Genomic DNA, 19,928 nt, shown 5'->3' on the forward strand with positions numbered 1-19,928 from the left:
ATCGCAGCCTTCGGCAGCTCCTACGAGGGTCGCGCAGCTCCCCTTTTGTCGCAAAACAAGAATAAGGAACCGTCATGTTCGATATCAGCACGTTCCCCCAAGCCGATGCCGTCCGCCGGGCTGCACAACTCAGTCAAGACGACTACAAGCGCCTGTACCGCCAGTCCATCGAACACCCCACTGAATTCTGGGCCGAACAGGCCACACGCTTTCTCGACTGGAGTAAGCCGTGGGATACCGTCCAGCGCTATAACCTGAAAACCGGTGAGGCGAGCTGGTTCGCCGGCGGAAAGTTGAATGTCAGTTACAACTGCATCGACCGTCACCTGGAAAAGCGTGGCGATCAAGTCGCGATCATCTGGGAAGGCGACGACCCTGCCGAATCCGCGCAGATCACCTACAAAAAACTTCATCACAACGTCTGTCGCCTGGCCAACGTGCTCAAAAGCCGTGGCGTGAAGAAAGGCGACCGCGTGTGCATCTACATGCCGATGATCCCCGAAGCCGCCTACGCCATGCTCGCCTGCACGCGCATTGGTGCGGTGCATTCGGTGGTGTTTGGTGGTTTCTCCCCGGACTCTGTGCGTGACCGGATTCTCGATGCCGACTGCCGCACCGTGATCACCGCCGATGAAGGCGTGCGCGGCGGTAAAGTCGTGCCGCTCAAGCAGAAGGTCGACAAGGCGCTGCAAAGTTGTCCGAACGTCAGCACCGTCATCGTGGTCGAGCGCACTCAGGGCGAAGTGGACTGGGTCGAGGGCCGGGACATCTGGTATCACCAGGCGCTGCGAGACGTCAGTGACGATTGCCCGCCTGAGCCGATGGACGCCGAAGACCCGCTGTTTATCCTCTACACCTCCGGCAGCACCGGCAAACCCAAAGGCGTGCTGCACACCACCGGCGGCTATCTGCTGCAAGCGGCAATGACCTTCAAGTACGTGCTCGACTACCGCGACGACGAAGTCTTCTGGTGCACCGCCGATGTCGGCTGGGTCACCGGCCACAGCTACATCGTCTACGGTCCTCTGGCCAACGGTGCGACCACGCTGATCTTCGAAGGCGTGCCGAGTTACCCAAGCAGCTCGCGCTTCTGGCAGGTGATCGACAAGCACCAGGTGAACATTTTCTATACCGCCCCGACCGCCCTGCGTTCCCTGATGCGTGAAGGCCCCGAACCGTTGAAGGAAACTTCCCGCGCGAGCCTCAGATTACTCGGCAGTGTCGGTGAGCCCATCAACCCGGAAGCGTGGGAGTGGTACTTCAATGCCGTCGGCGAACAGCGTTGTCCGATCGTCGATACCTGGTGGCAGACCGAAACCGGCGGCATCATGCTCAGCCCTCTAGTCAGCGCTCAACGGATCAAACCCGGCTGCGCCACGCAACCGATGTTCGGCGTGCAACCGGTGTTGCTCGATGAAGTGGGCAAGGAAATCAAAGGCCCCGGCAGCGGCGTGCTGGCGATCAAATCCAGCTGGCCGGCGCAGATCCGCAGCGTCTACGGCGACCCGCAACGAATGGTCGATACCTACTTCAAGCCCTACCCCGGTTACTACTTCACCGGCGACGGCGCCCGGCGCGATGAAGACGGTGACTATTGGATTACCGGACGCATCGACGACGTGATCAACGTCTCCGGGCACCGCATCGGCACCGCAGAAGTGGAAAGCGCATTGGTGCTGCACGACAGCATCGCCGAAGCGGCGGTGGTCGGTTACCCCCACGACATCAAGGGTCAGGGCATCTACGCCTTCGTCACCCCCATGAACGGCACCGAGCCCAGCGACGAACTGAAGAAAGCATTGCTCGCTCACGTCAGCGAGGAAATCGGCAGCTTCGCCAAACCGGACCTGATCCAGTGGGCGCCGGCCCTGCCGAAGACCCGTTCGGGCAAGATCATGCGGCGCATTCTGCGCAAGATCGCCTGCAACGAACTGGACAGCCTGGGCGACACCTCGACCCTGGCTGACCCGAGCGTGGTCCAGGAGTTGGTCGATAAACGCCTGAATCAATAGGCTCATGCTTTAAACTTCCGAGCGCGGCCCCTAACGGCCGCGCCTTTTTTTCGCCACTGAGTCTCCATGGAATTCATTCGAACCCGCATCGAAACCCAGATCATGAGCCTGACCGGTCTTTCTCTGGGTAAACTCGACCTGGAAAACCCCAAGGGTGATCCCGGTCTGTTCGGGCCCGATTCGGTGAGCTGGCAAGTGCATGGCGACTTCAGCAGCATGCTGATCGGCGGCATCAGCGCCCTGATGCTGCAAGCTCTACATCCACTGGCCCTGGCCGGGGTCTGGGACCATTCGAATTTCCGCGAGGACATGATCGGCCGACTGCGCCGCACCGGGCAGTTCATTTCCGGCACCACGTTCGGTTCGCGAAAGGACGCCGACTGGCTGATCGAGAAAGTCCGCACCATCCACTTGCAAGTGACCGGCACTGCACCGGATGGCCGGCCCTACGCTGCCAGCGATCCCGATCTGTTGACCTGGGTGCACGTGGCCGAAGTCAGCAACTTCCTCGCGGCCCATTTGCGTTACCGCAATCCGAACCTGTCCCTGGCTGATCAGGACCGTTACTACTCGGAAATCGCGCTGGTTGCCGAACGGCTTGGCGCCCGTGACGTGCCGCGTTCGCGGCAGGAAATTGCTGATTACCTTGAGCGAATTCGTCCACAACTGTTGTGCGATGAGCGCAGTCGAGAGGTGTTACGGCTGTTGTTGAACGCCCCGTCCCCCAGCCGTTTGGCCAGACCTTTCGGCGGTTTGATGATGAAGGCCGGGATCGACCTGCTGCCGGACTGGGCCAGCGACATGCTGGGCGTCAGCCAGAGCCCGCTGCAACGCAAGCTGATCCGCGCCAGCGTCAATCGCAGCGTGCCGATGCTGCGCTGGGCGGTGCGTAACGGCTCGGTGCACCGGGCTAAACGACGGATGGGGTTGTTGTAGGAGCAAGGCTTGCCCGCGATGGCCACATCACGGTTCATCCGACGAACCGCGTTATCGTTCATCGCGGGCAAGCCTTGCTCCTACAAGCTGTTAAACTCCCGCGCCAAATTCCCTCCTGCAAGGCGCCCAGCATGTCTTCCTTGAATCAGGCGCTGCGCGCCGCCCTCGATCGTCGCCAAGACCTGCTGGCCGAGCTGCATCAGCAAGGCACCGATTGCTATCGCCTGTTCCACGGCAGCCAGGAAGGCGCCGGCGGCCTGACGATCGACCGCTACGGCCCGCAATTGCTGGTGCAAAGCTTTCACCAGGCGCTGGAACGGGATGCGTTGCTGCAACTGCACGACACCATCAATCAGCACCTGGGCCTCGAAACGCTGCTGGTCTACAACGATCGCTCGCGGGGCAACTCGCGCATCGACCGTGAAGACACCGTCTACCGCGCCGACGAGGCCGCCCTGCAAGACTTGATCGGTCACGAATGGGGCTTGAATTACCGGGTTCGCGGTCGCCACGCCGGACAGGATCCGCTGCTGTTCCTCGACCTGCGCAACACGCGCGGCGGGGTCAAGCAGCACAGCAAAAACAAAAGTGTGCTGAACCTGTTCGCTTACACCTGTGGCGTCGGCTTGAGTGCTGCGGCCGGTGGCGCTAGCGAAGTCTGTAACCTCGACTTCGCCGAGGGCAACCTGGCCGTCGGCCGTGAGAACGGCCTGCTCAATCCGCAGTTACCGACCATGGACTTCATCCAGTCCGACTACTTCCCGGCCATCCGCCAATTGGCCGGCCTGCCGATCAGCCAGCGCCGCGGGCAGAAACTGCCGAGCTATCAGCGTCTGGAACAGCGTCAGTACGACCTGGTGCTGCTGGATCCACCAGCCTGGGCCAAGAGTGCTTTCGGCACCGTCGACCTGTTGCGCGACTATCAGAGCCTGCTGAAGCCGGCACTGCTGACCACCGCCGACAATGGCGTGCTGATCTGCTGCAACAACCTGGCAAAAGTCAGCATGGACGACTGGCGCGAGCAAGTTTTGCGTTGTGCAGAGAAAGCCGGCCGGCCGGTGCGCGAGTGGACAGTGATGAAACCGGGCGGCGATTTTCCATCAATGGATGAGCAGCCGCCGCTGAAAACCCTGATCCTGCAGCTCTGAGATTCGTCCGGAAATTCAGATAAATCCTATAAAGCATGATCACTTCGGAACCGGAATCGCGTGCCATACTCCAACGCACTCCGATTCAGACAGATGAAGCCGCACATGCCCAAAGGATTGATTCGCGCTATTGGCGCTCTGTTGACCGCTCTAGCCCTCTACAGCCTGCTGGGTTTTCTGATTTTGCCGGGCATCGCGTTACGGGTGGCCAACCAACAATTGGCCAGTTACGCGACGACGCCCGCGACGATCCAGCGGATCGAACTCAACCCGTTCAGCCTTGAAGTCACCCTTTGGGGACTGATCATCGGCGATCCGGGCAAGGAACAGGTTGGCTTCGAGCGACTGTATGCCAACTTGCAGATCGACAGCCTCTGGACCAAGGCGCTGCACCTGTCCGATATCGAAATCGACAAACCCAAGACCGAAATCCTCTTCGGCAAGGACGGCAAGCTCAATCTGCTTGGCCTGTTCAAAATCCCCGCCAGTGAACCGACTCCGGCCGACCCGAACGCCAAACCGTTCCCGTTGCGCATCGAGCGGATCAAACTGGCCGGCGGTGTCGTGCACTTCCAGGATCAACGCCCCAGCGAACCCATCGAATTCCTCTACGACAAACTCGACTTCGAACTGAAAAACCTCAGTACCCTGCCTGAAGACAGTGCCGACATGACCTTGGTGGCCGTCGGCCCGGCAGGTGGACAGATCGACTGGACCGGCAATTTCAGCCTGATCCCGATCGCCTCCGAAGGTAAGCTGAAGATCACCGATGGCAAGATGAAATCCTTTTGGCCCTATGTGCGTGACGCGCTGCCACTGGTGCTCGAAGACGGCGTCATGAGCCTCAGCACCGACTACAAACTCAACCTGGCCAAGGAAACCGAACTGCTGTTGAGCAACGTCGCCGTCAGCATCGCGCCATTCGCGATCAAAGCACCAGACGGTCGACCGCTGGCAAAACTCGAGCGTCTGGACATCAGCGAAACCACCGTGGACCTGGCCAAGCAGCAAGTGGTGGTCGGCAAGATCCGCAGCAACAAACTGGAAACCTGGGCAGCCCTCGAGGCGGACGGGCAACTGGACTGGCAGAAACTGTTCGCCAGCCAGCCTTCCAAAGCGGCGGTGAAGGCTAACGCCGAACCGACGAGTACTCCAGCAGCAGCCGACTCACCAAAACCTGAACCTGCTCCACCGAGCAAACCGTGGCAAGTGCTGCTTAAAGACGTGCAACTGCGCAATTACCAGGTGCATCTGGCTGACCGCAAGGCGGTACCCGCCGTGGCGCTGGACGTCGGCCCGCTGAACCTGGACCTGCAGAATTTCGACAGCCTCAATGGCTCGCCTTTTAACCTCAAGCTCGATACGGGCGTGGGCAAGCAAGGCAAGCTCATTGCGGACGGCGTGGTCAATATGGCTCCGGTCAGCGCCAAGTTAAAAGTGCAAACCAAGGACATCGACCTGCGCGTCGCCCAGTCCTATATCAACCCGTTCATTCGTCTGGAACTGCGCAGCGGCATGCTTGGCAGCGATCTGGCGGTCGATCTGAAAAGCACCGAGCCGCTGGCGTTCAGCGTCACCGGTCGTGCTCAGGTCGATCAACTGCATACCCTCGACACCCTTAAAACCCGCGACTTCCTCAAGTGGCAGCAGTTGGTGCTCGAAGGCCTGAATTATCAGCACGGCGACAGCCTGTCGATCGACAAGGTCAACCTGTTCCAGCCTTATGCGCGCTTCATGATCAACGATGACCGCACCACTAACGTCGATGATCTGCTGATCCCGCAACCGCCCGACACAGGCGCCAAAACGGCTGCAGCCAAACCTGCCAGCAAGGAAAAACCGCTAGGCATCCACATTGGTGGCATCGCCATCAATGACGGCTCGGCCAACTTCGCCGACTTCAGCCTGACCCCGAATTTCGCTACGGCTGTTCAACAGCTCAATGGGCAAATTGGAACCATCGACAGTCGTCAGGCGAAACCGGCCAGCGTCGATATCAAAGGCAAGGTCGACCGCTATGCACCGGTCACCATCAAGGGCTCGGTCAACCCGTTCGACCCGATGGCCAGCCTCGACATTGCCACCAGTTTCAAACGTGTTGAGCTGACCACGCTCACGCCCTACTCCGGCAAGTTCGCCGGTTACCGCATCCGCAAGGGCCGGCTCAATCTCGACCTGCATTACATGATCACCAAGGGCCAGCTCAAGGCCGAAAACAAAGTGGTGGTCGAGCAGCTGCAACTGGGTGAGAAAGTCGACAGTCCGGATGCCGTGAGCCTGCCGCTGAAACTGGCGATCGCGTTGCTCAAGGACGTCGACGGCAAGATTTCCATCGAGCTGCCGGTGACCGGTGACCTGAACAACCCGCAGTTCAGCATCATGCCGATTGTCTGGCAGACCTTGCGCAACCTGATCGTCAAAGCCGCCGCGGCACCATTCAAAATGATTGGCGGACTGGTCAGTGGTGGGGGTTCTGAAGATTTGGGCACTGTCTCGTTTGCGCCAGGTTCAAGCGACCTGAGCAAGGAAGCCGAGGGCTCGCTGGTCAAACTGTCCCAGGCCCTCAAGGAGCGGCCGGCCCTGCGTCTGGAAATTGAAGGCACGGCTGCCGCAAGCAGCGATGGCCCGCTGATCGCCGAGCAACGTCTGGAACGTGAATACCAATACAACTACTACAAAATGCTCCAGCGTCGCGGCGACAAGGTGCCGGCTCAGGCTTCATTGCTGCAGGTACCGGATAACGAGAAAGGTTCGCTGCTGGAAGGGATCTATCGCACGCGCCTGAAGACGCAGCCACCTGCTGAATGGAAAGACTTGGGCAAGGAAGAACGCACCGCGAAGATGCGCGCAGACGTGATCAAGTTCTGGAGTTCCAGCGACGTGTTATTGCGTCAGTTGGGTCAGGAACGCGCCAGCAGCATCAAGGACTATCTGGTCGATAAGGGTCAGCTGGCCGATGACCGCGTGTACTTCGTCGATGCCAACCTCGGCGAAGCGGAAAGTGACGGTCGGGTGGTTACGCCGCTGCATCTGGACGCCGAGTGATGCGCGCGAAATGGCTGATGAGCCTGGCTCTGGCGATGGCCGCCAGTCAGGCCTCGGCAGCCGATACCCTGCGCTGCGGCAGTCAATTGGTCAGTGTCGGGGACAGGTCCAGTGAAGTGCTGCAGAAATGCGGTGAACCGGTCAGCCGTGATCTGTTGGGCTACAAGCGCAGCGCCAACCGGCGGGAAGAGTTTCAAGTCGAGGAATGGACCTACGGGCCCAACGGCGGGATGTACCAATACCTGCGTTTTGAAGGTAATCGTTTGAAGCAGATCACCAGCAAGCGCGGCAACTGAAGATCAAAAGATCGCAGCCTTCGGCAGCTCCTACAGGTGTACACATTCCACCGTAGGAGCTGCCGAAGGCTGCGATCTTTTGCGTTTGCCAAATAGAACAGGCCCCGACACGAATGCCGGGGCCTGTAATGGCCACATCCTTATGGCCTTCGCATGAACTCTCCAGATGCGGCAGACGTATAGCTCGGCCCGCCTGTCGCGCCTTCTCCCAGTCCAGGCGAGAAGTCTTGCCTTACTCGGCTTTCAGGCCGTCAGCGGAGACCGCCTGGACGCCTTTGATTTTCTTGGCGATAGCCACCGCGGTGGTTTTCTGAGCTTCGGTCACTGCAACGGTGGACGACAGAGACACTACACCTTTGTTGGTTTCAACTTTGATGTCGGTACCAGGAATGCCTTTTTCGGTCACCAGGTCGGCTTTGACTTTAGTGGTGATCCAGGTATCGGAAGTAGTTTCTTTGGCTTTGGTGACTTCACCCGCTGCCAGAGTCATCGGAGCCTGGGTAGCTTGGGTGGTCTGTGCAAATGCAGCGTTGGCCAGGGTCAGGGTCAGCGCGGTAGCAGTAGCGGCAGCGATAGCGAACTTCTTCATACGAGTAACTCCTGTTTTTCATAAAGTCTGCTGCGTGTCTTGTCAGCAGGGTTACTGGAGATATTGCGAACGCTGTGCCAACTTTGAAACAGTCAATAAATACATATAAATCAATAGTTTACAAAAACACCTGATTTTCGGAATCATGCAAATTGCATGACTTGGAAATTATCGACATGCAAGTTGCGGGTTTTGCCGCAGGCCTAAGGCCATGAATTTTTGGAAGTTTTCTCAATTACTCCATTTTCCCCGAACGGCGAACAAAAAAAATGCCCCGCGTCGTCAAACGCGGGGCATGGGACAGACGTGGAGTTGGATCAGACGCCAGGGCAACCGTTAGGCGCGTACTCTTTGGGTACCGTCGATTTGCAAGTCCAGCCACCGTCCAGCGCGCGCGAAAGCGTGATGGCCAGGCCGGCCACCTGAGCGTTTGCATTGAGGATCGTGCAGCCAATACTGCCCACACCAGTAGCGTTGGTGCCCGCCACCGTAATCGTGCAATTGCCTGTAGTCCCGCTAACGCCGAGCAGAGCGAGTGTGGGGACGGTGCCTGAATTAATAACGTCTTCGTAGGGGACCTTTAGTGCCGATATTTCAGCAAGACCGGCGGTGACCTTCGCCCGCGATTGATACTTCGAATACTGCGGCAGCGCAACCGTCGCCAGAATCCCGATGATCGCCACCACGATCAACAGTTCGATCAGGGTAAAACCTTTTTGAGTACTCATAGACAAGCTCCATGCATGAGTCGAAATCTCATGATCTGAACTAGCCACAGCACAGTCCATGCCATGCCCTTCGCCCGACTGATATAGGGGCACGAAGCCAACATATAGCCGTTTCCTACCCCCAGGATCCGCACTATCTGACACTTTTTGTCACCTGAGCAGAGCTGGTTTGGTTCCTCCGCTTGACTAGGCTATAAGTCATGAACTGTCTGCGCTTGGAATCCCAATGAATGACATCGCCCTTAGCGGTCTGGCCAAGCAATTGGTCCTGGCCGAACTGCTCACTGACAAAAGCGCGCAACAGGCGTATCAGCAAGCCCAACGCAATCGAATCCCCTTGGTCAGTTACCTGGTTCAGAACAAACTGGTGAAAAGCCGCCAGGTCGCCGAGATCGCGTCAGAACACTTCGGCATGGCCTTGCTCGACCTCAACTGCCTGGAAAAGGAGACCCAGCCCAAGGGCCTGGTCAGCGAGAAACTGATCCGCCAGCACCACGCCCTGCCCCTCTGGCGACGCGGCAACAAACTGTTCGTGGGCGTTTCCGATCCGACCAATCATCAAGCCATCAATGACATCCAGTTCAGCACCGGCCTGAATACCGAAGCCATCCTGGTGGAGGACGACAAGCTCAGCGACGCCATCGAAAAGTTCTTCGATACCCACGGCACCGGCCTGGAAGACATGGCCGACGTTGACCTCGATGGCGTGGACATCGAGTCGATCGATGACAACAAGCAGGACGCCATCGCCGGCCAGGATGCCGACGACGCACCTGTGGTGCGCTTCGTTCACAAGATGTTGCTGGACGCGATCAAAAGTGGCTCTTCCGACCTGCATTTCGAGCCCTACGAAAAAACCTACCGCGTGCGGATGCGCACTGACGGTATTTTGCGTGAAGTCGCCAAACCACCGATTCAACTGGCCAATCGCATCGCCGCACGGCTGAAAGTCATGGCCAGCCTCGACATCTCCGAACGGCGCCGGCCCCAGGACGGACGGATCAAGATGCGCCTGTCCAAGAGCAAATCCATAGACTTCCGGGTCAACACCCTACCGACCCTATGGGGCGAGAAAGTGGTGATCCGGATCCTCGACCCGTCCAGCGCTCAAATGGGCATCGACGCCCTCGGCTATGAGCCCGACCAGAAAGAACTGTACATGGCCGCCCTCAAGCAGCCGCAGGGGATGATTCTGGTGACCGGGCCGACCGGCTCGGGCAAGACTGTGTCGCTCTACACCGGGCTGAACATACTGAACACCGTAGACATCAACATCTCCACCGCTGAAGACCCGGTGGAGATCAACATGGAAGGTATCAACCAGGTCAACGTCAATCCCAAACAGGGAATGGACTTCGCCCAGGCGCTGCGCTCATTTCTGCGACAGGACCCGGACGTGATCATGGTCGGCGAGATCCGCGACCTCGAAACCGCCGAAATCGCCATCAAAGCCGCCCAGACCGGTCACCTGGTGCTGTCGACCCTGCACACCAACAGCGCCGCCGAAACCCTGACACGCCTGCACAACATGGGCATCCAGGGGTTCAACATTGCTACCTCGGTTAGCCTGATCATCGCCCAGCGCCTGGCGCGCAAGCTATGCAGCCATTGCAAGAAACCCATCGAGATTCCCCGGGAGGCGCTACTCAAGGAAGGCTTCCCCGAGGAACGCATCGGCTCATTCACGATCTATGAGCCTGTCGGTTGCGATCACTGCAACAACGGTTACAAAGGGCGAGTAGGGATTTATGAAGTGGTGAAGAACACCCCGGACCTGCAACGGCTGATCATGGCCGAAGGCAACTCACTGGAAATCGACATCCAGATGCGTAAAGACGGTTTCAACGACCTGCGTACGTCGGGCCTGCTCAAGGCCATGCAAGGCATCACCAGCCTTGAAGAAATCAACCGGGTTACCAAGGACTGAATATGGCGGTCAAAGCAGCAAAAATCAGCGTCTACGCTTGGGAAGGCACAGACCGCAAAGGCACCAAAGTGACGGGTGAGTTGAGCGGCCAGAACCCGGCGTTGATCAAGGCCCAGTTGCGCAAACAGGGCATCACCCCCGGCAAGGTACGCAAGAAGTCCACCTCGATTTTCAACATGGGCAAGCGCATCAAGGCCCAGGACATTGCCCTGTTCACCCGGCAGATGGCGACCATGATGAAAGCCGGCGTACCGCTGTTGCAGTCCTTCGACATCATCGGTGAAGGCTTCGATAACCCGGCCATGCGCACACTGATAGACGAGGTAAAACAGGAAGTCGCAGCGGGTAACAGCTTCGCCGCGTCCCTGCGCAAAAAGCCCCAGTACTTCGATGAGCTCTACTGCAACCTGGTCGATGCCGGCGAACAGGCCGGCGCCCTCGATACCCTGCTGGAGAGAGTGGCGACCTATAAGGAAAAGAGCGAAAGCCTCAAGGCCAAGATCAAGAAAGCCATGACCTACCCCCTGGCGGTGGTGTTCATTGCGATAATTGTGTCCGGGATTTTGCTGATCAAGGTGGTGCCGCAGTTCGAATCGGTATTCAAAGGGTTCGGCGCCGAATTGCCGGCTTTCACGGTGATGGTCATTGGCTTGTCGGCGTTCATGCAGACGTGGTGGTGGATGTTGCTCGGCGTACTGATCGCGGTGATCTTCGGCGTGCGCCACGCCTTTAAAACGTCGCAAGCCTTCCGGGACCGAATGGACACCTGGCTGCTGAAACTGCCGCTGATTGGCACGCTGATGTACAAGTCCGCCGTGGCCCGTTACGCCCGCACGCTGTCGACCACCTTCGCCGCCGGGGTGCCGCTGGTGGAAGCCCTGGATTCGGTGGCCGGCGCTACCGGCAACATCGTGTTCAAGCGTGCGGTGCTGCGTATCAAGCAGGACGTATCCACCGGTATGCAGTTGAATTTTTCCATGCGCACCTCCGGCATCTTTCCCAGCATGGCGATTCAGATGACAGCCATTGGCGAAGAGTCCGGCGCGCTGGACGACATGCTCGACAAAGTCGCGAGCTTCTACGAGGACGAAGTGGACAACATGGTCGATAACCTCACCAGCCTGATGGAACCGTTCATCATGGTGGTGCTGGGTGTTATCGTCGGTGGCCTGGTGGTTGCGATGTACCTGCCCATCTTCCAACTCGGTTCAGCGATCTGACATGCCCTTGAACGACATTCTGACCCTCCACCCGTTGACCTTCGTAATCGCAGCCATGTTGGTCGGCCTGCTGATTGGCAGCTTTCTCAACGTGGTGGTCTGGCGCCTGCCAAAAATGCTTGACCGCGAATGGCGTGAGGAGGCTCGTGAAGTGTTGGGCTTGCCAGGCGAAACACCGCTGCCGACCTTCAACCTGATGCTGCCCCATTCCCAGTGCCCACATTGCGGCCATCGAATCCGCGCCTGGGAAAATATTCCGCTGCTCAGTTATCTGTTCTTACGGGGTCGATGCTCGAACTGCACGGCAGCCATCAGCAAACGCTACCCGCTGACCGAACTGGCCTGCGGTCTGCTCTCGGCTTTTATCGCCTGGCATTTCGGTTTCGGCTGGCAGGCCTGCATGGTGCTGCTCCTGAGCTGGGGGTTGCTGACCATGAGCCTGATCGACGCCGAGCACCAACTGCTGCCGGATGTGCTGGTGCTGCCGTTGATATGGCTGGGGCTGATCGTCAACAGCTTCGGGCTCTTCGTGTCCCTGCATGACGCATTGTGGGGCGCGGTGGCCGGCTATATGGCGCTGTGGTCAGTGTTCTGGCTGTTCAAGCTGATCACCGGCAAGGACGGCATGGGCCACGGTGATTTCAAGTTGTTAGCGATGTTCGGCGCCTGGGGTGGCTGGCAGATCTTGCCGCTGACCATCCTGTTATCGTCGATGGTGGGCGCCGTTGTCGGCGTGATTTTGCTGCGCTTGCGCAACGCGAAAACCTCCACGCCAATCCCCTTCGGACCCTTTCTGGCAATTGCCGGCTGGATTGCCTTGCTCTGGGGTGGTCAAATAACCGACTTCTATTGGCAGTTTGTCGGTTTGAAATGAATACCCCTGTGGAAAAACCCTGGATTCTCGGTCTGACCGGCGGCATCGGCAGCGGCAAAAGCGCGGCTGCCCAGCACTTCATCGACCTGGGCGTGCACGTGGTGGACGCCGATCACGCAGCGCGCTGGGTGGTAGAACCGGGTCGCCCGACGCTGGCCAGGATCGCCGAACACTTCGGTCCCGGCGTATTACAAGCAGACGGGCAGCTGGATCGCGCGGCGTTGCGCAAACTGATCTTCGAAGTGCCAGAGGAACGCCGCTGGCTCGAAGCGTTGCTGCATCCGCTGATCGCCAAGGAAATCGCCGATCATCTGGCCAAGGCACAATCGCCTTACGCGATTCTGGTTTCGCCGCTGCTGATCGAGTCCGGGCAGTACGCCATGACCCAACGGGTTCTGGTGATCGATGCCCCGGAACAACTACAGATCGAGCGCACCCTGCAGCGTGACCAGACCAGCGAGCAACAGGTCCAGGCGATCCTCAAGGCCCAGTCCAGCCGACAGGACCGCGTGAGCCACGCCGACGATGTGGTGGTCAACGACCGCGACCTCGCCTGGCTGCACAGCGAGGTCGAACGACTGCATCACTTTTACCTTACTTTGCGTGGAGGCCAGTCATGAGCCAAACCCCAACCGTCGAATGCCCAACCTGCGGCGCCCCTGTTGAATGGAGCCCAGAAAGCACCTTCCGGCCTTTTTGTTCGGACCGTTGCAAGCTGATTGACCTGGGCGCCTGGGCCTCGGAAGAACACAAGATTCCGGTCAGCCCGGATGCCGAAGACGACCTGTTCAGCGAAGACTTCGAGCCGCGTCACTGATCTTCAAGGCCGCATAAAACCGTAGTCCTGGCTGTCATCGAGGTTTTCCGCAAGAAAACGCAACTCATCGGCCAGGTCTTCGGCGCTGCGCACTGCCTTGCTCTGTTGCACCACTGCACTGAGCATGGCGCGCAGGCTCAATCCCGGATCAAAACCCACTTCCTGCGCCCCATCCAGACTCTGACGCAACTCTTGCCTTGCCCATTCGTAGACACTCATTTCGATGCTCCTGAAGGTTTTCCAGAGCATGGATTCATGAGCGATTTTTGCCTTTGATGTGGATCAAGATTTGGGATCGTCGTCTTTCCAGGGTGCCGAAAGGTAGCGCGTGCGATTGAACGTCTCCAGCCACTCGGGGCAAAACACCACCAGCGCGCTGACCACCATGCCGTTGATGAACGCTTCCGGAAAAATCAGCAGCCACAGATAACCGACAAAATCTTCCAGCCAATACGGCATGGCGAAACGTTCGTCGAACCACAGCAACCACAGCGCCAGCAGCAGGCACAGCAACGCCGACAGCGCTGCTGCAAAAAAACCGGACACGAAGATATACACAAAGGGATTACGCGGTTGCGCTCGCTCCACCAGGATCGCGCAGCACTCGGTGACCAGCACCGGCAGCAGAATCAGCAGCGCGCCGTTGACCCCCATCGCCGCCAGATCCTGCCGCCCGAGCAGCACGAGTCCCGCTTGCGCGACCAACCCGCCGACAATCGCCAGCGGCCAGTCGAGCAACAGGGTCACCGCGGTCATGCCGATAAAGTGGTAGGACACGCCGGTGTCGAAGTCTTGTCGCACCAGCCAGAGCATGAACAGCGCGAACACCGTGCCGAACAACAGATGCTGGCGGCGACTGTCGCTGAACAGTTCGACCCACGATGCTCGCGCAACGGCCCAGATCAGCACCGGCACATAGATCAACCACCCTGCCGTGAGGGTTTCAGGTGACAGTAACTCGGCGCCGATCATGGCTGGGCACACTCCTTTGTCTTGCCGAAAGAGAACAGGTCCTCAGTCTACACCGCCCCTCGACCGCTCTTCGACTTCAGGCCCAATGCCGTGGATCGTTCATTACCGCCTCGTGTTCAGCGAATAACTTGGGTAATTCGGCCTTGAGAAAGTCCACCCAGGTCCTGACCTTGGCATCGAGAAAACGCCGCGACGGGTACACCGCATACACATTGCGCTCACGAGGGCGCCAGGCCGGCAGCAAGCGCAACAAGGTGCCATCGCTCAAGGGGCGCGTCGCGGTGTAGAACGGAATCAGGCTGATCCCCATGCCGGCCTCCGACGCCTTGACCATCGACTCGGCGACGTTGCATTGAAAGGTCCTCGCCGGGCTGACGGCATGCTCGCCCTCTTCGTCCCGGAACACCCATTCATCGCTGTACAAAGGGTCGAGCATACGCAGGCACTGATGATCGTTCAGCGCCATCGGTGTGCGCGGCACGCCATGCCGTTGCAGGTACTCAGGGGAGGCGCAGGGTACGCTGTAAATCTGCCCGATGGACTGGGCGACCAATTGCGAATCGGCCAGTTCATGGGCAATCGAAATCACCACATCGTGCCCGTCCTCCAGTGGATCGGGATTGCGCTGCGACAGCGTCAGCTCGAACACCACATCGGGGTAAAGCTCACTGTAACGGGCGATCAATGGCGTGATCAGCACGCCCAGGCCATTCATGCTGTGAACCCGCAGCCGTCCACTCGGTTTGAGATGAGCGCCGCGGGCTTCTGCCGTTGCCACCTCCATTTCTTCGAGTATTTGCCGACTGCGCACCAAAAAGCGTTCACCGGCCTCGGTCAGGCTCAATCGCCGCGTGGTGCGTTGCAGCAAGCGTGCTTGCACATGCTGCTCCAGATCCGCCACCAGTCGCGACACTTGCGCGGTCGACAGGTCCAGCGCATCGGCGGCGGCGGTAAAACTTGCGCAGTCCACCACGCGGACGAACACCCGCAAGTTATTGAGCAGATCCATAAGCCCTCCAGGGGCGGTGACTGTTACGTTTCATGTAAGGCTGCATCAGGCGCCGGCCCCTTTATCGGTCGCAGGCAAAGACTAGAATTCAGGTATCGGAATCAACACGGAGCACGGAAAAATGAAAACCCTGATCAGCCTGTTTCTGACCGTTGTCGCCACCTCGGCCATGGCCGCCGGCAACGAGCCCGCCGCTAACTCGTACAACCCGGCACAGCCGCTGGACATCGCCGAAGTGGTTTCAGTGACAGACACCGCCACCGCCTGCGACGTCGTACCAGCCACCATGGTCTACATCGATCATCAGGGCCAGACTCATCGCGTGACGTATCAGGTGATGGGTAACTGCGTTAGCAGCCTGTGATCTGCACCTCATAGCAGCGTCCATGTGTAGCTGAGGATCAAACGGTTTTCGTCGATATCACTGCGGTAGTTGGAGCGGGCCATCGCGTTGCGCACGCGAATCCCGAGGCCTTTGAGGCTGCCGCTCTGCAGCACATAGCCGATATCCAGATCGCGTTCGCGGTCCTTGCCCTCGAACCCTTTGCCGGTATCGACATTGTTGCCGGTGATGTAGCGCACAGTGCTGGTCAGCCCCGGCACGCCGAGGGCGGCGAAATCGTAGTCGTAACGCGCCTGCCAGGAGCGCTCATCGGTGAAGGCGAACTCGTAGGTCGGCACCTCGTTACCCAGTGGGCTGATGTTGGCAAACACTCGCGGGAAGGCGCTGTCGCCGAACATGCCCTGATAGCCGACATAGAATGTGTGGCCGCCACGCTTTGCTGACAGCAAGGAGAAGAACGCCTGGTTGTCGATGTTGCCCAGCAGTTTTTTGCCGTCTTCGCGCGAATCGTAATAACCAAGGTTGGCACCCAGGATCCAGTTACCGAGTGGTTCGCTGTGCTTGAGGCCGAGAAAACGTTGGTTGTAGATATCTTCCAGTTGCCCAAACCAGGCGCTGACCGAGCTGCGTTTATCGTTGAAAGCGTAATCGGCGCCGGCAAAGTTGAAGCCATCGCTGCTGATCTGACGCTGCGGTACGTGGCCGAGCATGGCTTGCATCTTTTCGTCGCCAGCCTCGTTGCGCAGGCTGGTCGAGTTCAAGTGACCACCTTGTAAGGTCAGGCCATTGATCTCGTTCGAGCTGATGCTCGCGCCCTGGTAGCTGGGCGGTAGCAAACGGATATCGCTGAAGGCCAGCACTGGCAAATTGGGTTGCAGTTCGCCCACCTTCAGTTCGGTTTTGGAGAAACGCATCTTCAACGCGCCTTCCAGTCGGCTGTAATCATTCGCCGCGCGCCCGTCATCCTGCACCGGAAGCAAACCGGTATTGACCCGGTCCGGGCTGCTGTCGAGTTTGAGGCCGAGCAGGCCAATGACATCCACACCAAAACCGACGGGGCCTTGGGTATAACCGGATTTGACGTTGAGGATGAAGCCCTGCGCCCACTCTTCAGCCTTCGATTGTTGGTTGGCCCCGACGATGTCGGAGAAGTCCCGACTGAAATAGTAATTGCGTGCTTGCAAGGTGGCCGTGGTGTCTTCGATGAACCCGCCCTCGGCCGCCATCGCACCGGCGGAGAAACTCGAGACGACAGCCATGGACAACACTGAACCGGTTGTTGGAAGAATCTGTTTCATCGTTTTTTCTCTTATTTTTATTAATCGACAGGTTGAAGTGCTTCAGCCGCAGAGGATTCGCTGCGGGGAACGGGACGACGGGCGTTTAACAACACGTGGGTGACCATGCCGAAAATCAGCCCCCAAAAGGCAGCGGACAAACCCAACAACGACATGCCCGACGCGGTGGTCAGAAAAGTCACTAACGCGGCTTCGCGATCACTCGGCACGGCCATTGCGCCGGCCAACGCCCCGGCAATCGCGGCGAACAGCGCCAGCCCGGCCAGGGCTGCGATCAGTTCTTTGGGGAACGCCGAAAACAGTGAAACCAGGGTGGCGCCGAAGATCCCCAGCACCAGGTAACACAGCCCGCCCACAACCCCGGCCACATAGCGTTTGCCGGGATCTTCATGGGCCTCGCGCCCGGTACAAATCGCCGCGGTGATGGCTGCCAGATTCAGCCCATGGCAACCGAACGGCGCCAACAGCGCCGTGCCCACCGCACTGCTGGCGATGATCGGGCCGGCCGGTGTTGCGTAACCGCTGGCGCGCAGCACCGCCATGCCGGGAACAAACTGACCGGTCAGCGCCACCATCACCAGCGGCAAGGCGATATTCAGGGTCGCGCTCAGGCTGAACGCGGGCGTGATCCACACCGGCGTGGCCAATCCGATCACCAACGCCTCGATGTGCAAATCACCGGCGAGAAAAGCCATCGAGCAGCCCACCAGCAGCACCATCAACACCGCATACCGCGGCATCAGCCGTTTGCAGATCAGGTACGTGACGAACATCGCCAGCACCAGCAGCGGCTTACCCTGCAACGAGACGAATAATCCGGTGCCGAAGCTGAACAGAATCCCCGCCAGCATCGCTGCCGCAATCGCCGCGGGCAGTTTACTGATGATCCGGTCAAACGCCCCCGAGACCCCGACCAGAAAGATAATCAGGCTGCTGACCAGATACGCGCCTACCGCTTCCGGCATAGAGATCCCCGGCAACAGCGCCACTAGCAACGCTGAACCCGGCGCCGACCATGCGATGATCACCGGGACGCGGTAACGCAGGCTCAGACCGATGCCGAGCACGGCGCTGCCGATGGAAATCGCCCAGACCCACGATGACAGCACTTCCCGCGAGAGGTGCGCGGTCTCGGCGGCCTGGAAGATGATCACCAAAGGGCCTGCGTAGGAAATCACCGTGGCGATAAATCCGGCGACTGCCGCAGACAGGGAAAAGTCCCGGACTAACGCTCTCATGAAACGTCGCCAACAGACCCGTCGAGCGAACCATGACGCAGGCCCGACAGCGCTTGTTTAGCACTGCGCCGACTGCTGATGGCGAACACGGTCATGGCAATCGCGGCCATCGCACCGGGCAAGGCAAAGGCCATGAAGTTCAGTTGCAGCGGCAGGCTGATCCCGAGCAAGGCACCACCCAGCAGCGGTCCGACGATGGCACCGTTGCGCCCGATGCCCGACGCCCAACCCAAACCGGTGGAGCGAATGGTCATGGAGTAGAACTGCGCGGCGCAGGCGTACAACAGAATCTGCGAGCCGATGGTGGTGGCGCCGGCAATCGCGATCAGCAAGTACAACAGCGGCATCGGGCTGTTGAAGCCCAGCAAGGTGATCGACACCGCAGCCACGGCGAAGAACACCGCCAACACCCGCGGCAGGTTGAGTTTGTCCCCTAGTACACCGCCGCCGACCGCGCCGAAAATGGCACCGAAGTTGAGCACCAGCAGGAACGACAGACTCGACCCCAGACTGTAACCGGCGTTGGCCATTAGTTTCGGCAGCCAGGAACTCAAGGCGTAGACCATCAGCAAGCAGCAGAAAAACGCCAGCCACAACATCAGTGTGCGCAGCGCACGACCTTCGCGAAACAGTTGCAACACCGGGGTGCCGGTGCCCTTCACTTCGCTCATGTGCAGCTGATCGCTGGTTTGCGCGACGTAAGCCGGATCAATCCGTTCCAGAACGTTGCGCGCCTCTTCATTGCGTCCCTGACGCAGCATGAAACCCACCGACTCGGGCAGGAAGTACATGATCAACGGCAACAACAGCAACGGCAGCACCGCCACGTAAAACACCGATTGCCAGCCAAAACTCGGGATCAGCACGATACCGAGCCCCGCCGAGAGCATGCCGCCCACCGAGTAGCCGCTGAACATGATCGCCACCAGCGTGCTGCGGATTTTCTTCGGCGCGTACTCGTTCATCAGCGCCACGACGTTGGGCATCACACCGCCAATGCCAAGCCCGGCAATGAACCGGCAGAGGCCAAACTCGGTGGGGTTGCGGGCAAAACCATTGAGCACGGTAAAACCGCTGAAGAGCATCACGCAGATCGTGATGGCTTTTTTTCGGCCGATCTTGTCGGACAGCGGGCCGAAAAACAGCGCGCCGAACATCATCCCGAACAGTGCATAACTGCCCAGTGCGCCCGCTTGCAGGGGACTGAGCCCCCACTCTTTCATCAGCATCGGCAGTACCACGCCGTAGATCACCAAATCGTAACCGTCGAAAATGATGATCAGGGCACACCAGAACAGCACCATCCAGTGGAAGCGGTTGAATCGTGCGTTGTCGATAACCTCATGTACGTCGATCTTGCGCATGGCATTTTTCTCTTGTTGTTATTTTTAAGAGCGTCGGTAACACGGCTAACGTCCGTACAGCCGAGGGTAGAGGCGCCAGGCGCGGGGCAATATCCGCTTTGCGCAGATCGCT

At 59.1% G+C, this 19,928-nt stretch carries 19 protein-coding genes; 11 read left to right on the forward strand and 8 right to left on the reverse strand.

The features are described 5' to 3' along the window. Positions 1-74 precede the first annotated feature (74 nt). From acs to ACA079_RS27835, 5 genes are all read left to right on the forward strand, one after another. The gene (gene acs, locus ACA079_RS27815) at positions 75-2,012 is read left to right on the forward strand and encodes an acetate--CoA ligase (protein WP_497701646.1); all 1,938 of its coding nucleotides are present in this window, start codon (positions 75-77) and stop codon (positions 2,010-2,012) included. A gap of 66 nt (positions 2,013-2,078) precedes the next feature. Continuing rightward, positions 2,079-2,948, forward strand: coding sequence for an oxygenase MpaB family protein (locus ACA079_RS27820; RefSeq protein WP_497701647.1), 870 nt, complete (start codon positions 2,079-2,081; stop codon positions 2,946-2,948). Between the two features lie 131 nt (positions 2,949-3,079). Further along, entirely contained in the window at positions 3,080-4,096 is a 1,017-nt protein-coding gene (locus ACA079_RS27825) for a class I SAM-dependent rRNA methyltransferase (RefSeq protein WP_497701648.1), read from the forward strand. Positions 4,097-4,201: 105 nt separating this feature from the next. Then, the gene (locus ACA079_RS27830) at positions 4,202-7,141 is read left to right on the forward strand and encodes a DUF748 domain-containing protein (RefSeq protein WP_497701649.1); all 2,940 of its coding nucleotides are present in this window, start codon (positions 4,202-4,204) and stop codon (positions 7,139-7,141) included. Then, positions 7,141-7,437: a DUF2845 domain-containing protein gene (locus tag ACA079_RS27835; protein WP_095133083.1), complete on the forward strand. Its 297-nt coding sequence runs from the start codon at positions 7,141-7,143 to the stop codon at positions 7,435-7,437. The genes ACA079_RS27830 and ACA079_RS27835 overlap by 1 nt, the downstream gene beginning before the upstream one ends. Positions 7,438-7,669: 232 nt before the next feature. Here the strand turns inward: ACA079_RS27835 and ACA079_RS27840 are convergent, their stop codons facing one another. After that, a complete protein-coding gene (locus ACA079_RS27840) occupies positions 7,670-8,026 on the reverse strand; it encodes a BON domain-containing protein (protein WP_497701650.1) in 357 nt (118 codons plus the stop codon). Between the two features lie 317 nt (positions 8,027-8,343). Further along, entirely contained in the window at positions 8,344-8,754 is a 411-nt protein-coding gene (locus tag ACA079_RS27845) for a pilin (RefSeq protein ID WP_497701651.1), read from the reverse strand. A 226-nt stretch (positions 8,755-8,980) separates the two neighbouring features. Here ACA079_RS27845 and pilB point away from each other — a divergent pair, with 226 nt between their 5' ends. The 5 genes from pilB to yacG are packed head-to-tail and all read left to right on the forward strand — an operon-like array spanning position 8,981 to position 13,592. Beyond that, positions 8,981-10,681: a type IV-A pilus assembly ATPase PilB gene (gene pilB, locus ACA079_RS27850; RefSeq protein ID WP_497701652.1), complete on the forward strand. Its 1,701-nt coding sequence runs from the start codon at positions 8,981-8,983 to the stop codon at positions 10,679-10,681. Between the two features lie 2 nt (positions 10,682-10,683). Next, positions 10,684-11,901, forward strand: a complete 1,218-nt coding sequence (locus ACA079_RS27855; RefSeq protein ID WP_497701653.1) for a type II secretion system F family protein — start codon at positions 10,684-10,686, stop codon at positions 11,899-11,901. A 1-nt stretch (position 11,902) separates the two neighbouring features. After that, entirely contained in the window at positions 11,903-12,775 is an 873-nt protein-coding gene (locus ACA079_RS27860; protein WP_497701654.1) for a prepilin peptidase, read from the forward strand. After that, positions 12,772-13,395: a dephospho-CoA kinase gene (coaE, locus tag ACA079_RS27865; RefSeq protein WP_497701655.1), complete on the forward strand. Its 624-nt coding sequence runs from the start codon at positions 12,772-12,774 to the stop codon at positions 13,393-13,395. The genes ACA079_RS27860 and coaE overlap by 4 nt, the downstream gene beginning before the upstream one ends. Next, positions 13,392-13,592: a DNA gyrase inhibitor YacG gene (gene yacG / locus ACA079_RS27870; protein ID WP_309674605.1), complete on the forward strand. Its 201-nt coding sequence runs from the start codon at positions 13,392-13,394 to the stop codon at positions 13,590-13,592. Before coaE ends, yacG begins: the two co-directional genes overlap by 4 nt. Before the next feature lie 3 nt (positions 13,593-13,595). Here yacG and ACA079_RS27875 read toward each other — a convergent pair whose 3' ends face one another. The 3 genes from ACA079_RS27875 to ACA079_RS27885 all read right to left on the reverse strand — a co-directional run bounded on the left by ACA079_RS27875 (position 13,596) and on the right by ACA079_RS27885 (position 15,573). Continuing rightward, positions 13,596-13,811, reverse strand: coding sequence for a hypothetical protein (locus tag ACA079_RS27875; RefSeq protein ID WP_497701656.1), 216 nt, complete (start codon positions 13,809-13,811; stop codon positions 13,596-13,598). A 63-nt stretch (positions 13,812-13,874) separates the two neighbouring features. Then, positions 13,875-14,564 (reverse strand): energy-coupling factor ABC transporter permease, encoded by a 690-nt coding sequence (locus ACA079_RS27880; protein WP_497631634.1) that lies wholly within the window; start codon positions 14,562-14,564, stop codon positions 13,875-13,877. 76 nt (positions 14,565-14,640) lie between these two features. Then, a complete protein-coding gene (locus tag ACA079_RS27885; protein ID WP_497701657.1) occupies positions 14,641-15,573 on the reverse strand; it encodes a LysR family transcriptional regulator in 933 nt (310 codons plus the stop codon). A 121-nt stretch (positions 15,574-15,694) separates the two neighbouring features. Between ACA079_RS27885 and ACA079_RS27890 the strand changes: the two genes are divergently transcribed. After that, complete coding sequence (locus ACA079_RS27890) at positions 15,695-15,937, forward strand: DUF2790 domain-containing protein (RefSeq protein ID WP_497701658.1); 243 nt, start codon at positions 15,695-15,697, stop codon at positions 15,935-15,937. An 8-nt stretch (positions 15,938-15,945) separates the two neighbouring features. On the opposite strand, the gene ACA079_RS27895 is transcribed toward ACA079_RS27890, so the two are convergent. From ACA079_RS27895 to ACA079_RS27905, 3 genes are read right to left on the reverse strand one after another with little or no spacing between them, the layout of a single operon-like run. Further along, positions 15,946-17,214 (reverse strand): OprD family porin, encoded by a 1,269-nt coding sequence (locus ACA079_RS27895; protein WP_497701659.1) that lies wholly within the window; start codon positions 17,212-17,214, stop codon positions 15,946-15,948. A gap of 20 nt (positions 17,215-17,234) precedes the next feature. After that, the gene (locus ACA079_RS27900; protein ID WP_497701660.1) at positions 17,235-18,452 is read right to left on the reverse strand and encodes a benzoate/H(+) symporter BenE family transporter; all 1,218 of its coding nucleotides are present in this window, start codon (positions 18,450-18,452) and stop codon (positions 17,235-17,237) included. Further along, entirely contained in the window at positions 18,449-19,816 is a 1,368-nt protein-coding gene (locus ACA079_RS27905) for an aromatic acid/H+ symport family MFS transporter (RefSeq protein WP_497701661.1), read from the reverse strand. The genes ACA079_RS27900 and ACA079_RS27905 overlap by 4 nt, the downstream gene beginning before the upstream one ends. Positions 19,817-19,928 lie beyond the last annotated feature (112 nt).

It is taken from the genome of Pseudomonas sp. LBUM1645, from assembly GCF_059716185.1.

Excerpts from the sequence above, each read along its gene's own strand:
- ACA079_RS27890 (WP_497701658.1), top strand. The coding sequence starts at position 15,695 with ATGAAAACCCTGATCAGCCTGTTTCTGACCGTTGTCGCCACCTCGGCC.
- yacG (WP_309674605.1), top strand. The coding sequence starts at position 13,392 with ATGAGCCAAACCCCAACCGTCGAATGCCCAACCTGCGGCGCCCCTGTT.
- ACA079_RS27840 (WP_497701650.1), bottom strand. The coding sequence starts at position 8,026 with ATGAAGAAGTTCGCTATCGCTGCCGCTACTGCTACCGCGCTGACCCTG.
- ACA079_RS27885 (WP_497701657.1), bottom strand. The coding sequence starts at position 15,573 with ATGGATCTGCTCAATAACTTGCGGGTGTTCGTCCGCGTGGTGGACTGC.
- ACA079_RS27820 (WP_497701647.1), top strand. The coding sequence starts at position 2,079 with ATGGAATTCATTCGAACCCGCATCGAAACCCAGATCATGAGCCTGACC.
- ACA079_RS27825 (WP_497701648.1), top strand. The coding sequence starts at position 3,080 with ATGTCTTCCTTGAATCAGGCGCTGCGCGCCGCCCTCGATCGTCGCCAA.
- acs (WP_497701646.1), top strand. The coding sequence starts at position 75 with ATGTTCGATATCAGCACGTTCCCCCAAGCCGATGCCGTCCGCCGGGCT.
- ACA079_RS27855 (WP_497701653.1), top strand. The coding sequence starts at position 10,684 with ATGGCGGTCAAAGCAGCAAAAATCAGCGTCTACGCTTGGGAAGGCACA.
- ACA079_RS27860 (WP_497701654.1), top strand. The coding sequence starts at position 11,903 with ATGCCCTTGAACGACATTCTGACCCTCCACCCGTTGACCTTCGTAATC.
- ACA079_RS27895 (WP_497701659.1), bottom strand. The coding sequence starts at position 17,214 with ATGAAACAGATTCTTCCAACAACCGGTTCAGTGTTGTCCATGGCTGTC.
- ACA079_RS27905 (WP_497701661.1), bottom strand. The coding sequence starts at position 19,816 with ATGCGCAAGATCGACGTACATGAGGTTATCGACAACGCACGATTCAAC.
- ACA079_RS27875 (WP_497701656.1), bottom strand. The coding sequence starts at position 13,811 with ATGAGTGTCTACGAATGGGCAAGGCAAGAGTTGCGTCAGAGTCTGGAT.
- ACA079_RS27880 (WP_497631634.1), bottom strand. The coding sequence starts at position 14,564 with ATGATCGGCGCCGAGTTACTGTCACCTGAAACCCTCACGGCAGGGTGG.
- ACA079_RS27845 (WP_497701651.1), bottom strand. The coding sequence starts at position 8,754 with ATGAGTACTCAAAAAGGTTTTACCCTGATCGAACTGTTGATCGTGGTG.
- pilB (WP_497701652.1), top strand. The coding sequence starts at position 8,981 with ATGAATGACATCGCCCTTAGCGGTCTGGCCAAGCAATTGGTCCTGGCC.
- ACA079_RS27900 (WP_497701660.1), bottom strand. The coding sequence starts at position 18,452 with ATGAGAGCGTTAGTCCGGGACTTTTCCCTGTCTGCGGCAGTCGCCGGA.
- coaE (WP_497701655.1), top strand. The coding sequence starts at position 12,772 with ATGAATACCCCTGTGGAAAAACCCTGGATTCTCGGTCTGACCGGCGGC.
- ACA079_RS27830 (WP_497701649.1), top strand. The coding sequence starts at position 4,202 with ATGCCCAAAGGATTGATTCGCGCTATTGGCGCTCTGTTGACCGCTCTA.
- ACA079_RS27835 (WP_095133083.1), top strand. The coding sequence starts at position 7,141 with ATGCGCGCGAAATGGCTGATGAGCCTGGCTCTGGCGATGGCCGCCAGT.